Origin of the sequence: Pantoea sp. MQR6, assembly GCF_022761075.1 — a bacterium.
GTDB lineage: Bacteria > Pseudomonadota > Gammaproteobacteria > Enterobacterales > Enterobacteriaceae > Pantoea > Pantoea phytostimulans.
In genome coordinates this window covers 191,117-205,590 of the sequence record NZ_JAKYXB010000001.1, presented here as the reverse complement: position 1 = coordinate 205,590, position 14,474 = coordinate 191,117, and the positions used below count along the sequence as shown (strand labels likewise).

Annotated in this window: 13 protein-coding genes, 4 tRNA genes and 2 other RNA genes; 14 read left to right on the top strand and 5 right to left on the bottom strand. The window is 50.2% G+C overall.

The window, feature by feature from the left end:
* The first annotated feature begins 232 nt into the window (after positions 1–232).
* The gene (locus MUG06_RS00950; protein ID WP_215845976.1) at positions 233–1,021 is read left to right on the top strand and encodes a formate/nitrite transporter family protein; all 789 of its coding nucleotides are present in this window, start codon (positions 233–235) and stop codon (positions 1,019–1,021) included.
* A 110-nt stretch (positions 1,022–1,131) separates the two neighbouring features.
* Positions 1,132–1,485: a YfeC-like transcriptional regulator gene (locus MUG06_RS00945; protein ID WP_215845975.1), complete on the top strand. Its 354-nt coding sequence runs from the start codon at positions 1,132–1,134 to the stop codon at positions 1,483–1,485.
* A gap of 35 nt (positions 1,486–1,520) precedes the next feature.
* On the opposite strand, the gene gltX is transcribed toward MUG06_RS00945, so the two are convergent.
* Positions 1,521–2,936 (bottom strand): glutamate--tRNA ligase, encoded by a 1,416-nt coding sequence (gene gltX / locus MUG06_RS00940; RefSeq protein WP_215845974.1) that lies wholly within the window; start codon positions 2,934–2,936, stop codon positions 1,521–1,523.
* 271 nt (positions 2,937–3,207) lie between these two features.
* Between gltX and MUG06_RS00935 the strand changes: the two genes are divergently transcribed.
* The 7 genes from MUG06_RS00935 to MUG06_RS00905 all read left to right on the top strand — a co-directional run bounded on the left by MUG06_RS00935 (position 3,208) and on the right by MUG06_RS00905 (position 4,481).
* Positions 3,208–3,283: transfer RNA gene (locus MUG06_RS00935), tRNA-Val, on the top strand.
* Positions 3,284–3,334: 51 nt separating this feature from the next.
* Positions 3,335–3,410: transfer RNA gene (locus MUG06_RS00930), tRNA-Val, on the top strand.
* A 41-nt stretch (positions 3,411–3,451) separates the two neighbouring features.
* Positions 3,452–3,527: transfer RNA gene (locus tag MUG06_RS00925), tRNA-Val, on the top strand.
* Positions 3,528–3,531: 4 nt separating this feature from the next.
* Positions 3,532–3,607: transfer RNA gene (locus MUG06_RS00920), tRNA-Lys, on the top strand.
* A gap of 44 nt (positions 3,608–3,651) precedes the next feature.
* Positions 3,652–3,788: non-coding RNA, RtT sRNA (locus MUG06_RS00915), on the top strand.
* 44 nt (positions 3,789–3,832) lie between these two features.
* Positions 3,833–3,969: non-coding RNA, RtT sRNA (locus tag MUG06_RS00910), on the top strand.
* 167 nt (positions 3,970–4,136) lie between these two features.
* The gene (locus MUG06_RS00905; RefSeq protein ID WP_243077455.1) at positions 4,137–4,481 is read left to right on the top strand and encodes a FlxA-like family protein; all 345 of its coding nucleotides are present in this window, start codon (positions 4,137–4,139) and stop codon (positions 4,479–4,481) included.
* Here the strand turns inward: MUG06_RS00905 and MUG06_RS00900 are convergent.
* A complete protein-coding gene (locus MUG06_RS00900) occupies positions 4,478–5,398 on the bottom strand; it encodes a LysR family transcriptional regulator (protein ID WP_215845972.1) in 921 nt (306 codons plus the stop codon). The two genes, MUG06_RS00905 and MUG06_RS00900, sit on opposite strands and share 4 nt — an antisense overlap.
* Positions 5,399–5,493: 95 nt before the next feature.
* Here MUG06_RS00900 and MUG06_RS00895 point away from each other — a divergent pair, with 95 nt between their 5' ends.
* Complete coding sequence (locus tag MUG06_RS00895) at positions 5,494–6,504, top strand: bile acid:sodium symporter family protein (protein WP_243077454.1); 1,011 nt, start codon at positions 5,494–5,496, stop codon at positions 6,502–6,504.
* Between the two features lie 36 nt (positions 6,505–6,540).
* Here the strand turns inward: MUG06_RS00895 and MUG06_RS00890 are convergent, their stop codons facing one another.
* The 3 genes from MUG06_RS00890 to zipA all read right to left on the bottom strand — a co-directional run bounded on the left by MUG06_RS00890 (position 6,541) and on the right by zipA (position 9,840).
* Positions 6,541–6,759: a DUF3820 family protein gene (locus tag MUG06_RS00890; RefSeq protein WP_215845970.1), complete on the bottom strand. Its 219-nt coding sequence runs from the start codon at positions 6,757–6,759 to the stop codon at positions 6,541–6,543.
* A 1-nt stretch (position 6,760) separates the two neighbouring features.
* Complete coding sequence (gene ligA / locus MUG06_RS00885) at positions 6,761–8,779, bottom strand: NAD-dependent DNA ligase LigA (RefSeq protein ID WP_215845968.1); 2,019 nt, start codon at positions 8,777–8,779, stop codon at positions 6,761–6,763.
* A 74-nt stretch (positions 8,780–8,853) separates the two neighbouring features.
* Positions 8,854–9,840, bottom strand: a complete 987-nt coding sequence (zipA, locus tag MUG06_RS00880; protein ID WP_215845966.1) for a cell division protein ZipA — start codon at positions 9,838–9,840, stop codon at positions 8,854–8,856.
* A 217-nt stretch (positions 9,841–10,057) separates the two neighbouring features.
* Here zipA and cysZ point away from each other — a divergent pair, with 217 nt between their 5' ends.
* From cysZ to ptsI, 4 genes are all read left to right on the top strand, one after another.
* A complete protein-coding gene (cysZ, locus tag MUG06_RS00875; RefSeq protein WP_243077453.1) occupies positions 10,058–10,825 on the top strand; it encodes a sulfate transporter CysZ in 768 nt (255 codons plus the stop codon).
* Positions 10,826–10,966: 141 nt separating this feature from the next.
* Positions 10,967–11,938, top strand: a complete 972-nt coding sequence (cysK, locus tag MUG06_RS00870; protein ID WP_243077452.1) for a cysteine synthase A — start codon at positions 10,967–10,969, stop codon at positions 11,936–11,938.
* A 389-nt stretch (positions 11,939–12,327) separates the two neighbouring features.
* Positions 12,328–12,585, top strand: a complete 258-nt coding sequence (gene ptsH / locus MUG06_RS00865) for a phosphocarrier protein Hpr (protein ID WP_003848868.1) — start codon at positions 12,328–12,330, stop codon at positions 12,583–12,585.
* A 159-nt stretch (positions 12,586–12,744) separates the two neighbouring features.
* Positions 12,745–14,472: a phosphoenolpyruvate-protein phosphotransferase PtsI gene (gene ptsI / locus MUG06_RS00860; RefSeq protein WP_215845965.1), complete on the top strand. Its 1,728-nt coding sequence runs from the start codon at positions 12,745–12,747 to the stop codon at positions 14,470–14,472.
* Positions 14,473–14,474 lie beyond the last annotated feature (2 nt).

The window sequence follows — 14,474 nt, the reverse complement described above, 5'->3', positions numbered from 1 at the left end:
AAGCGCCTCACTCCACTCAATTTTCTGCTTACATAACTGCAAATAAAGACAGAATATTCCAGCTACCTCAAGTTAAATAGCCGTTAAATATGTTATGGGAATTTTCTTGTTTTCACCGAAATGACATGTGAAACTTAGCGTGCTAATTAAGCGGCTGCTGGGAAATCTTCCTGTGCACCGCGCTTCTACCAGGCGTTTGACGCTCCACTATTCAAAAAACGATTGAGATAATATGTCGCTGCATACACCAAAAGAGATCGCTCAACTGGCGATTCAAGCCGGCGTGGTTAAAAGCCGTGCATCCTTCAGTACCTTAATGCTTTTAGGTTTCATGGCTGGGGCCTTCATCGCCACCGGTTTTCTACTTGATCTGCATGTTATTAACTCTTTACCCGCAGATTGGGGTTCGTTCGGCGGCTTTTTAGGCGCAGCCGTCTTCCCGGTAGGATTGATTCTGACGGTGTTGGCGGGCGGAGAACTGTTAACCGGCAACATGATGCTGCTGCCAATGGCGTGGTTCGCTCGCCGTATTAGCTTAGCCAGCGTACTGCGTAACTGGTTGTGGGTGACGTTGGCCAATTTCCTTGGCAGCGTTGCGGTTGCCTGGTTCTTTGGTCACATGCTTGGCATGACTGAGGGCGACTATTTAAAGAAAACCGTCGCCATCGCCACAGCGAAGGCCAATGCTGATTTTCTGCACGCCTTTATTTCTGGTATCGGTTGTAACTGGCTGGTGTGTCTTGCTGTCTGGCTGGCTTTTGCCAGCAAAGATGTTGTTGGCAAAATCTTTGGCATGTGGTTTCCGGTCATGGCATTTGTCGCCATCGGTTTCCAACACGTTGTCGCCAACATGTTTATCATTCCTGCGGCTATCTTTGCAGGACAGATGAGCTGGGCTGAATATTTCCCTAACTTTATTGCCGTGTTTTTGGGTAATGGCGTAGGGGGTGCAATTTTCGTTGGCCTCACTTATTTCCTTGCTTTCCGCCCTGCAAGCGAGCAAGCCAGCGCTGCTCAATAAATATTCCTGCCTTTTGTCGACAGGCAAAAGGCAATTTCCTCTTGAGTTACTTTCACACGTTACGATTTGCTGTAATATGTAGAGCTAATGTATTGAACAGGGACAGCATCGTGAAAAAGGAATGGCTAACCCCCGAAGAGCTTGCAGTTGAAACGGGTTACAGTCGGCAGACGGTGAATAAATGGATCAAGCGTGAGAACTGGACCACTACACCAAAGCCGGGTGTACAAGGCGGTAAGGCGCGATTGATTCATATTGATGAACGCGTTAAAAGCTTTATCCAGTCAACACGTAACCTGAATGAGCCCGCCGCCATTTATGGTGCTCAACCTAATTCATTACCTGCGTTATTAATAAGTTCTGTCCAGCAAATGACGTCAATTGAACAAGATATGTTAGCTGCATTGATTTTGCGGGAAGGAATAAAAGGCGTTTTGCAGCGTCTTGGAATTAGCGAAGAGTGAAAGAAGCCGGAAGCATGATGCTTCCGGCTTTATTTTTAGGCTTGTGCCTCGCGCTCACGAATAAAGGCCAGCGCTTTTTCGATACGCTCTACGCTACGACTACGACCAATCGCTTCTACGGTCACATCAAGACCCGGTGATTGGCCCACGCCAGTAACAGCGACACGCAGCGGCATACCTACTTTGCCCATACCCACTTCCAGTTCATCAGCGGCATCCTGAATCGCCTGATGGACATTCTCAGCATTCCAGTCGCTAATAGCAGCCAGTTTATCGCGAACCACTTCCAGCGGCTGACGCGCTACCGGACGCAGGTGTTTTTTGGCAGCATCAGCATCAAACTCAGCGAAATCTTCATAGAAATAACGGCAAGTGGCCGCCATCTCTTTTAGCGTCTTGCAACGCTCACCCAGCAGCGTCACCAGTTTCGCCAGTTCAGGGCCGGTACGCGTATCAATTTTCTGCTCTTCAATATGCCATTGCAGATGTGTCGCCACATATTCTGGCGCCAGCGTATTAATATAATGGTGATTCAGCCACTGGAGCTTTTCCGTATTGAAAGCGCTCGCTGATTTGCTAACAGCATCCAGAGTAAACAGCTCTTTCATCTCTGGAATGCTGAAAATTTCCTGATCGCCATGTGACCATCCCAGGCGCACCAGATAGTTGAGCAGCGCTTCAGGCAGATAGCCATCATCGCGGTATTGCATAACACCCACAGCACCGTGACGTTTTGACAGTTTTTTACCGTCGTCGCCCAGGATCATTGATACGTGCGCATAAACAGGTACTTCTGCGCCAATCGCTTTCAGGATATTGATTTGGCGTGGCGTATTGTTGATATGATCTTCACCGCGAATAACGTGCGTGATCCCCATATCCCAATCATCTACCACCACACAGAAGTTATACGTCGGTGATCCGTCAGTACGACGAATGATCAGGTCGTCCAGCTCCTGATTACTGAACTCAATCGGTCCACGAATCTGATCGTCAAAGATCACTGAGCCGTCTTGTGGATTGCGGAAACGCACTACGCAAGGTTCATCCGCAGCGTGATGATCATGACTGTCGCGGCAGCGGCCGTCGTAACGCGGTTTTTCACCGTTCGCCATTTGCGTTTCACGCAGCGCTTCCAGACGCTCTTTCGAGCAGTAACATTTATAGGCCGTGCCCGCTTCCAGCATTTCATCAATTACCGCGTTGTAGCGGTCAAAACGTTTGGTCTGATAATAGGGGCCTTCATTCCAGTCGAGGCTCAGCCAGTTCATACCATCCATAATAGCTTCGATGGCTTCCGGCGTTGAACGTTCAAGATCGGTATCTTCGATACGCAGAACAAACTCGCCTTGGTTATGACGAGCAAAAAGCCAGGAATAGAGTGCGGTACGAGCGCCGCCCACATGTAAATAGCCGGTCGGACTTGGCGCGAAGCGAGTTTTGATTTTCATTGAGTATTGCCTTAAATGCGCGGGTTCTCTGTCTGAATGACAAAAAACGGGTTAGACGCGAAAAACAGTGCGCACATTCTAGCATCTGGTGGTGAATCCTCAATGCATGCGAGCTAACTGGGCCTGATGAAAGGGTTCCTTTCTGCTAATAAAACCAGCACATTGGCTAAAAGCGCTCCAGGATGTTTAAATTTAAACCGAACGAACATTTAAGTTTTAAAAACCGTTGACTCAAAATCAACTATCCCTATAATGCGACTCCACACAGCGGGGGTGATTAGCTCAGTTGGTAGAGCATCTCCCTTACAAGGAGGGGGTCGGCGGTTCGAACCCGTCATCACCCACCACTCTTTAATTAATGTTTAGAGTTGGCCCGCAGTGAACAAGAGATAAGATATGGGTGATTAGCTCAGTTGGTAGAGCATCTCCCTTACAAGGAGGGGGTCGGCGGTTCGAACCCGTCATCACCCACCATATCTTAGTCAGATGACGCTCTTGTTAAGCAGTACCGAAGTGGGTGATTAGCTCAGTTGGTAGAGCATCTCCCTTACAAGGAGGGGGTCGGCGGTTCGAACCCGTCATCACCCACCACTTCGGGTCGTTAGCTCAGTTGGTAGAGCAGTTGACTTTTAATCAATTGGTCGCAGGTTCGAATCCTGCACGACCCACCAATTCAGAGAAAAGCGCCTTTCAGGCGCTTTTTTCGTTTCTGCTGCACAGGTTTCAAACGTGCAGGATGAGAACCTGCTGCAGGTTCGACTGAATCGCCGGGAGCGATTCAGGCTGATGCGTCAGCATCACCCGCAGGGCGAGGCCCCGGATGGGCCGAGGCATATCCTGCACGACCCACCAATTCAGAGAAAAGCGCCTTTCAGGCGCTTTTTTCGTTTCTGCTGCACAGGTTTCAAACGTGCAGGATGAGAACCTGTAGCAGGTTCGACTGAATCGTCGGGAGCGATTCAGGCTGATGCGTCAGCATCACCCGCAGGGCGAGGCCCCGGATGGGCCGAGGCATATCCTGCACGACCCACCAATTCAGAGAAAAGCGCCTTTTAGGCGCTTTTTTCGTTTCTGCTGCACAGGTTGTGCAGGTTCGACTGAATCGCCCTTCCCCACCTTTTCCAAATCTTAACACTCCAGGCACTCAAGCCATGATCGCCCTCGCCGATAACGATAATGTCTATTTGCAAGGAGAAAACCATGTCCTCAATATCTGGCATTTTAAGCAGTGCCGTTAGTACCGGCAGCAGTGGTGGTGGAAGTGTCACCTCTCAAATCTCAGCGTTGAACAAACAAATCCAAAGCGTCACCAAACAGATAAAAGAGTTATCTGACAATCAGGATCTTACTGACGACCAAAAATCTGAAATGGAGCAGATGTATGAGTCGCAAATTGCCATGTTGGAAGCGCAAATTGCACAGCTTGAGCAAAAACAGGCTGAACAAGCGCAGCAGCAAACCGACAGTGCAAAGCAAAGCAGTGAAATAAAGGCGGACGGTGTAAATCGCCCGACGAGCAGTAATCAGATAGATGTCTACATTTAAAACGCCGGTTTAAGCGCGCGTTGTTGCGTCAGCAGCGTGGCTTGCTGACGCACTTCTTGCCAGATCGCTTCCGCCGCAGGTGTTAACGAACGGTTTTTACGTTTAATGAGGGTCAGGCTGCGATTAATTTCGGGATATAAGCGTCGTACCGTTAATGCACGTCCTGCGGGTAAAGGCAAAGCAAGTGCAGGCAAAATGCTAATGCCAATGCCTGCTTCTACCATGGGGAAAAGTGTGGCGGGATGACCAATCTCCTGTACTACCTCGACATCAACACCTTGTGTACGCAGCGCTGCATCAATTAACACACGACTTCCCGACGCATAATCCTGCAATACCATTACGCGCTGATTGAGCATCGCCCACTGCGCTTGTTCAACACTCGCAAGCGGATCATCATTGCGGCACAGTAATAAGAAAGGTTCATCAAGAATCGCCAGACAGCTAAAATCCGCATCGTTAAGCGGACCAATAACAATACCGAAATCAACTTCTGCATTACGAACACTTTGTAAAACCCATTGTTGCACGCGGTCATGAAGGATCACTTTGATGTCAGGAAAGTTTTCCTGACTCGATGCCAGGCATTGCGGCATCAAATGCGCGGAGATAGTTTGGCTAGCGGCTATGCGTACAGTTCCACTACGTTGCTCGCCATAACTGCGAATATCTAACAGCGTCGTGTTCATCTCTTCCAGCAAGCGCTCCATGCGTGAAGCCAGTTGGTGTCCCGCCTCAGTCAACTTAACCTCACGCGTGGTGCGGTCCAGCAAACGCACACCAATTTCTGCTTCTAATTCTTTAATGCTGTGGCTCACTGCAGACTGGCTCAGTCCGATCGCCTGTCCCGCCTGGCTAAATCCGCCGTGATGGGCAACAGCGACGAAGGTGCGAAGTTGACGTAATGTGTAATTCATAGAAATTACTCATAGATTGATGCAATAAATCAATTTTATTTCTAAACCCAGTTATCGCACAATCGGTTCATTGTAATTTTAACCGAGTTTTAACAATGGGATTTTTACGCATCGACCCGATGATGATCAAACTCATCATTACCGTGCTGCTCGCCTCTTTCTTACCGGCAAAAGGAGGCTTTGTTGATTTCTTTGAATACCTGACCACCGCCGCAATCGCCCTGCTGTTCTTTATGCACGGCGCCAAGCTTTCACGTGAAAAAATTATTGCGGGTAGCAGCCACTGGCAGCTTCACCTGTGGATCATGTGTAGCACTTTTGTGTTATTTCCTGTTCTCGGTTTACTGCTGGTGTGGTGGCATCCGGTCAATGTCGGTCCAGAAATTTATACCGGCTTCTTATATTTATGCATTCTGCCGGCAACAGTGCAGTCGGCCATCGCCTTTACTTCCATGGCGGGCGGCAACGTGGCTGCAGCGGTTTGCAGCGCATCAGCGTCCAGTTTACTGGGTGTCTTTATCTCCCCGCTGTTGGTGAATTTGGTGATGGATGTTCACAGCAGCGCGCCGACCGACGGTCTGGAACAGATTGGCAAAATCATGTTGCAGCTGCTGGTACCGTTCGTGTTAGGTCATCTGTCGCGTCGCTGGATTGCGGGTTGGGTCGAAAAACATCGTGGTTTGATTGGAAAAACTGACCAGACATCCATCTTGTTGGTCGTCTACTCCGCCTTCAGTGAAGCGGTTGTAAACGGCATTTGGCATCGCGTGGGTATTGATACGCTGCTGTGGATCCTTGCAGGTTGTGTGCTGCTGCTGTTCTTTGCACTGCTGATCAACTACTTAGCGTCACGCCTGTTTGGCTTCAGCCGTGCCGACGAAATTGTAGTGTTGTTCTGTGGTTCGAAAAAGAGCCTGGCGAACGGTGTGCCAATGGCCAATATTCTGTTCCCGGCCAGCGCAATAGGAATGATTGTGCTGCCGCTGATGATCTTCCATCAGGTGCAGTTAATGGTCTGCTCGTTTATCGCCGGACGTTATAAGAAAACCAATGAAAAGCAGCTGGCGCAGCAGGTTAAAGCGACGGTTGTTGAATCTCAGAAATAATGACGCCAATAAAAAGCCCGCAGAAGCGGGCTTTTTTTATTCACTGCGTTTTAACGGCATCACCAGCCCTTCTAAACCTTCAATCTTAATCGCTAGCGTGAACTGCATCATTTCACCCAAGCGACCTGAAGGAAAGTCACCGCAGCGGGCAAACCACAGCAGATAAGGTTCGGGCAGATCGATCAGCATCCGGCCTTTATACTTGCCGAACGGCATGGCGGTATTGGCAATCTCAACCAGTTGCTGTTTGTCCAATTTATACTCCTAGCAGGCGAATCATTTCAGCTTCGTCAATGATCTCAATGCCCAGCTCTTGCGCTTTAGCCAGCTTAGAACCCGCGGCTTCGCCAGCAATCAGCAAGTCGGTTTTCTTCGATACGCTGCCGCTTACTTTGGCACCTAACGCAATTAAACGCTCTTTTGCATCATCACGGTTCATCTGTGAGAGCGAGCCGGTTAAAACCACCGTTTTTCCGGCAAACGGGCTGTCGATCTCTTCAGCGTTGACCACTTCAACCTGCGGCCAGTGAATGCCAATATCATCAGTTAGCTGGCGAATAACCTCCCGGTTACTCTCCTCTTCCATGAAATTGCGCACATGTGCTGCCACCACTTTACCGACATCCTGCACGGCAATCAGTGCATCCAGATCGGCATCCATGACTTTCTGCAGATCGCCAAAATGGCCTGCCAGGTTCGCCGCTGTGGCTTCACCGACTTCACGAATCCCTAAGGCATACAGGAAACGCGCCAGCGTAGTGGATTTGGCTTTTTCCAACGCATCAACCACGTTCTGTGCCGATTTTGGCCCCATACGATCAAGGCCAGTTAATTTACCGGCGGTAAGGCGGAACAGATCGGCGGGCGTTTTGACGTACTCTTTTTCCACCAGTTGATCGATGATCTTGTCACCCATTCCATCAACGTCCATGGCACGTCGGGACACGAAATGCTTAAGCGCCTCTTTGCGCTGCGCCCCACAAATCAGGCCGCCGGTACAGCGGGCCACTGCTTCCCCTTCAACACGTTCTACGTCGGAGCCGCACACCGGACAGTGGGTTGGGAACGTCACCTCACGCGCATCATCAGGGCGCTCCGTTGTCACGACATTCACGACTTGCGGAATAACGTCACCCGCGCGGCGAATCACCACTTTGTCGCCAATGCGTAAACCGAGGCGCTCAATCTCATCGGCATTATGCAAGGTAGCGTTGCTGACCATCACGCCCGCTACCTGGACCGGCTCAAGGCGCGCAACCGGCGTAATTGCGCCAGTGCGCCCCACCTGGAATTCCACGTCACGCACAAAGGTCATCTGCTCTTGCGCCGGGAATTTAAAGGCGATCGCCCAACGCGGCGCACGCGCCACAAAACCTAAACGCTCTTGCAACGCCTGTGAATCTACCTTGATGACGACGCCATCAATATCAAAACCCAGCGACGGACGCTGCTGCTCGACTTCGCGGTAAAATGCCAGTGCTTCTTCAGCATTACGTGCAAGGCGAATGCGATCGCTGACCGGCAAGCCCCAGGCTTTAAATTGTTGTAGCCGCTCCATGTGGCTGTGCGGCATTTCCCCACCCTCTAACAAGCCAAAACCGTAGCAGAAGAAGGTGAGCGGGCGTTTAGCCGTAATGCGCGGATCAAGCTGACGTAACGAGCCCGCAGCTGCATTGCGCGGGTTGGCAAACACTTTGCCATCGGTGCGGCGCGCTTCGTTATTCAACTTCTCAAAACCGCGCTGCGTCATGAAAACTTCGCCGCGCACTTCAAGACGTGCCGGGATGTTATCGCCTTTGAGACGTAACGGAATGGCGTGGATGGTGCGCACGTTGGCCGTGATATTCTCACCAGTGGTGCCGTCACCGCGCGTTGCCGCCTGGATCAACAAACCGTTTTCGTACAACAAACTCACTGCCAAACCATCCAGCTTTAGTTCGCAGCAGTAAGTAATGTCATCGCTACTTTTTAAGCGATCCTGCACGCGTTTGTTGAACGCGAGGAAACTGGTTTCATCGAAAGCGTTATCCAGCGACAGCATGGGAACTTCATGACGCACTTGCTCAAATACGGTCAAGGGTGCAGCACCAACGCGTTGCGTGGGCGAATCAGGTGTAATCAGGTCGGGATGCTGCTCTTCAAGCGCTCGCAACTCACGCATTATGCGGTCGTATTCAGCGTCCGGCACTTCCGGCGCATCCATAACGTGATAAAGATATTCGTGATGGCGCAGCGTAGTGCGCAGCTCGGTGATGTGATCCTGAACAGATTTCATAAAGCCCCATCAGATAAAAAACCCCCGACAAGCGGGGGTTTGCTAAAAACGTGTGTTAATTGTGCGCGTCGAACCTAAACGTCTACCACTTCGCGAATGCGAGCTTTGTAAGTTTCCAGCTTTTGCGGTGTCATCATGCGACGTTCATCATCCAGAACCACACCACCAACATCGTCTGCGATGCGCTGTGCTGACTGCAGCATCAGCTTAAAGTTCTGATGTGCGTCGCCATAGGACGGCACCATCATAAAGATGGAGATGCCTGGCGTGGAGAAGTCAGTCATGCCATCGGGATTGAATGAACCCGGTTTCACCATATTCGCCAGGCTAAACAGCACAGGGCCGCTTCCCGCTGGACTCAAATGACGATGGAAAATGTTCATTTCACCAAACTGGAAGCCCGCCTGCAAAATACCCTGCAACAGCGCTTCGCCGTTTAACTCACCACCAGAATGTGCCGCTACGTGCAGCACTAAAACCGCTTCTTTCGGTTTGTTCGCTGGCGCTTTCGCCGGTTCAGGCGCAGCAATCACTTCTGGCTCCGGCTCCGGCTCCGCCTGATAGGCAGGTTCAGGTTGTGCAGCTTCAAGTGGATCTAAATCCAACAGCGGATCGGCCTGAATAGATTGCGGAATGAACGGCGACTCAGCAGGCTGCTGAGGAACCGGTTCAGGACGCGGCTGCGGTTTTGGCTGCGGCGCGGGTGCCAGAAGCGGATCGCTTTCAGGCTGAGGCGCAACAGGGCGTGCCGCAGGTTGGCGAACAGGCTGCGTTGGCGCTGGCTTTTGCGGCGCCTCCGGCTGTGGCTCACGAATAGTGTCAAAACGCGGTTCCTGATGGCTTGGGCGCTCGTTGCGCACACGCACTTCGCCGACGCCTTCTTCATCGTCGTCGCTCAGGTTCTCATCATCATGTTCGTCACGTTGTTTTAGACGTTTGTGCGGGCGATCGCGGAACACTGACGAGCGCTCTTTACGGCTGGTCCACAGCCCGTGAAGAAGGAGCGCTATAATGGCGATCGCGCCAACAACGATTAATATCAGACGCAAATCCTGCATCATTGTATTCTCTGTTGTTCCAATACCTTGCCACCGCGGCAAACTTTATCCTCTAACTGTATTTGCCCTGCTACACAAGTGCAAGTCTGTGCAGTATTTTCTGACAAATAAGTAGGACGCCCACGCTTTTTCGCTGTTTTTTTACCCAAACGGCATCTTACCATGAGAAAAAGCCAGGTTATTATGCTCGTGCCTTAACATCTTCAGGAGAATTGCCTTTATGGATCGTGAGAATTCTGTCTCATCGTTTAACGGCGTGCATTACTTTAGTCGCGGTTGGAAGCTGGTGCGTATGCCAGGCATCCGCCGTTTTGTGGTTATTCCTTTACTCGTCAATATCGTGATATTAGGGGGCGCCTTTACATGGCTGTTCTATCGCCTTGGTAACTGGATCCCTGCGCTGATGGCACAGATTCCTGACTGGCTGCAGTGGCTAAGTTACCTGCTTTGGCCGTTGTCTGTTATTTCCATTGTGCTGGTGTTTAGCTACTTTTTCTCGACCATTGCAAACTTGATTGCTGCCCCCTTTTGCGGCTTGCTGGCCGAACAGTTAGAAGGTCGTTTAACCGGTAAACCGCTGCCGGACAGCGGTTGGCTCGGCATGATGAAAGATATTCCACGCATTATGAAACGCGAACTGCAAAAGCTAGGTTATTACCTGCCGCGAGCTTTGGGATTACTGCTGCTGTACTTTATTCCAGGCTTCGGTCAAACCGTTGCGCCGCTGCTGTGGTTTTTGTTCAGCGCGTGGATGCTGTCGATACAATATTGTGATTACCCGTTCGATAACCATAAAGTCAGCTTCCCGCGAATGCGTAATGCGCTACGCCAGCACAAAACGGCCAATATGCAGTTTGGCGCCTTGGTCAGCCTGTTTACTATGATCCCCATTATTAACCTTGTCATTATGCCGGTTGCCGTCTGTGGCGCCACGGCGATGTGGGTTGATCGCTACCGCGCTGACCTGGTTCGCGCTGACCTGCGTTAAACTTATCAGCCTGCCTTATGCATTTTTCTTCAGGGCTTATTGCCACCTGACATATAGATATGCGATTTCTTTCCTTCCGCAGGGGAGCAGAAAAGGTATGCTCTGAGGGTTCCCAATAATTCATACAGTTAAGGGCAGGCTATGAGTAAGATCTATGAAGACAACTCTTTGACAATTGGTCATACGCCATTGGTTCGACTGAACCGCATCGGTAACGGCCGCATCCTGGCGAAGGTAGAATCCCGTAACCCGAGCTTCAGCGTAAAATGCCGTATCGGTGCCAATATGATTTGGGACGCAGAGAAACGCGGTATTTTAAAACCGGGTGTTGAATTGGTTGAACCCACCAGCGGCAACACGGGCATTGCGCTGGCTTACGTGGCTGCCGCTCGTGGCTATAAGCTGACACTGACCATGCCTGAAACCATGTCCGTTGAGCGCCGCAAGCTGCTTAAAGCGCTGGGCGCAACGCTGGTGCTGACCGAAGGTGCCAAGGGTATGAAAGGTGCAATTGGTAAAGCGGAAGAAATCGTAGCCACCGATCCCGATAAATATGTGCTGCTGCAGCAGTTCAGCAACCCAGCCAACCCAGAAATCCATGAAAAAACGACCGGTCCAGAAATCTGGGAAGATACCGATGGCGACGTTGATGTGTTCATCGCCGGCGTGGGTACAGGCGGTACATTGACCGGCGTAAGTCGTTACATCAAAAACACCAAAGGCAAGAAAGAGCTCATTACTGTTGCTGTAGAGCCAACCGATTCACCGGTTATCGCTCAAGCGCTGGCAGGCGAAGAGATCAAACCAGGTCCGCATAAAATTCAGGGTATTGGCGCGGGCTTTATCCCAGGCAACCTTGATTTGGATTTGGTTGATCGCGTGGTTGCCATTTCTAACGAAGAGGCGATCAGCACGGCGCGTAAACTGATGGAAGAAGAAGGCATTCTGGCAGGTATCTCTTCGGGTGCCGCGGTTGCTGCAGCACTAAAACTGCAAGAAGACGAAGCCTTCGCCAACAAAAATATTGTTGTCATTCTCCCCTCTTCCGGCGAGCGCTATCTTAGCACCGCATTGTTTGCCGATCTCTTCACTGAAAAAGAGCTTCAGCAGTAAGGCTGATAGTCTGAAATTGCCGAAAAAAGCACCCAAATGGGTGCTTTTTTGTGGTGTAGATCTCACTTTCACTACCCTGCAGATTGATTTCAATGATGCGGCTCTGGTATTTAGACAGCCAATTATTTCGATGCCTGAAATTAATCCATTTTTGAAATGGATCAAGCTGAATCGATTTACGGATTTGGCGAAACGGCGAATCACGGCATAATTAAAAACAGAAAAGCCCTCGACTTGTTTTGTGATGCTTTTCTGGAATGAATAACTCATTCATGCGCATTAATTGGTCAGCTTGACGCTATACCAGCGCACCTACACAGGCTAAAGTGTTGGCTCCAGGCTAGACTTTAGATTCATAACACCAATCCTGATAACGTTGGGGAAATAGAATGTTTCAGCAAGAAGTTACCATTACCGCGCCAAACGGTCTGCATACTCGCCCAGCTGCGCAATTTGTTAAAGAAGCCAAAGCTTTTCAGTCAGAAATCACCGTGACCTCTAACGGTAAATCAGCGAGCGCAAAAAGCCTGTTCAAACTTCAGACTCTGGGTTTGACTCAAGGCACCGTTGTTACTCTTTCCGCGGAAGGTGAAGACGAGCAGAAAGCAGTTGAGCATCTGGTTAAATTGATGGCAGAACTGGAGTAATCTCCTTTTCGCTTTCAGAAAACTGACTCCTCTGCGCCATTGAGTGCAAACATCTTGATCGCGGACAACTTGTCCGCGATATTGCTTCCGTAGAGTACGTGTCCCGTGACAATGGCACCGCAAAGAGTCAATCAGCCATCGTGATTAAAAGGTAGGGTTATGATTTCAGGCATTTTAGCATCACCAGGTATCGCTTTCGGCAAAGCTCTGCTGCTGAAAGAAGACGAGATCGTCATCAACCGCAAAAAGATTTCTGATGACCAGGTTGAGCAGGAAGTTCAGCGCTTCCTCGAAGGACGCGGCAAAGCGGCCATTCAACTGGAAGCTATTCGAGTCAAAGCGGGTGAGTCCCTCGGTGAAGAGAAAGCTGCCATCTTCGAAGGCCACATCATGTTGCTGGAAGACGAAGAGCTGGAGCAGGAAATCATTGACCTCATCAAGAAAGAGCACGCCAGCGCAGATGCTGCGGCTTATTCGGTGATTGATGGCCAGGCGAAAGCGTTAGAAGAGCTGGATGACGAATACCTGAAAGAGCGTGCCGCTGACGTACGCGATATTGGTAAGCGTTTACTGCAAAACATCTTAGGTCTGCACATTGTTGATCTGAGTGCTATTCAAGACGAATCCATTCTGGTGGCTAAAGATTTGACCCCATCAGAAACCGCGCAGCTAAACCTGAAAAAGGTGCTGGGCTTTATCACCGATCTGGGTGGTCGTACTTCACATACCTCAATCATGGCGCGTTCTCTCGAGATCCCAGCGATTGTGGGTACCGGTAATGTTACCACTTCAGTCAAAAACGGCGATTTCCTGATCATTGATGGCGTAAATAACACCATTTATGTCAATCCAGATGAAGCAAAACTGGATGAGCTGAAAGCCGTTCAAACACAATATCTCTCTGAAAAACATGAATTAGCCAAACTGAAAGATCTGCCTGCTATCACGCTGGATGGACATCAGGTTGAAGTTTGCGCCAACATCGGTACGGTACGCGATATCGCCGGTGCCGAGCGTAACGGTGCTGAAGGCGTAGGCCTGTATCGTACTGAATTCTTGTTTATGGACCGCGATTCACTGCCAACCGAAGAAGAGCAATTCCAGGCGTATAAAGCTGTCGCTGAAGGCATGGGTTCGCAAGCGGTAATTGTGCGTACCATGGATATCGGCGGTGACAAAGATCTGCCTTACATGAACCTGCCGAAAGAAGAAAACCCCTTCCTCGGCTGGCGCGCCATTCGTATTGCTATGGATCGCAAAGAGATTCTGCATGCGCAGCTGCGCGCTATTTTACGTGCATCCTCTTTTGGTAAGCTGCGTATAATGTTCCCGATGATCATTTCGGTTGAAGAAGTTCGCAGCCTGAAAGCGGAACTGGAGCTGCTGAAAGCGCAATTGCGTGAAGAAGGCAAAGCATTTGATGAGACCATTGAAGTCGGCATTATGGTCGAAACACCCGCTTCTGCGGTCATTGCGCGTCATCTGGCGAAGGAAGTCGATTTCTTCAGTATTGGGACAAACGATCTGACGCAGTATACTCTGGCGGTTGATCGTGGTAATGATTTGATATCGCACCTGTATAACCCAATGACGCCGTCCGTGCTGAACTTAATCAAGCAAGTCATTGATGCTTCTCATGCTGAAGGCAAGTGGACTGGCATGTGTGGTGAGCTGGCAGGTGACGAACGTGCTACACTACTGTTACTGGGAATGGGGCTGGACGAATTCAGCATGAGTGCCATTTCTATCCCAAGCATCAAGAAAATTATTCGTAATACGAATTTTGAAGATGCGAAGGAGTTGGCGGAGCAGGCTCTGGCTCAACCTACAGCGGAAGATTTAATGAACCTGGTTAACAAGTTCATCAAAGAAAAAACGCTCTGCTGATC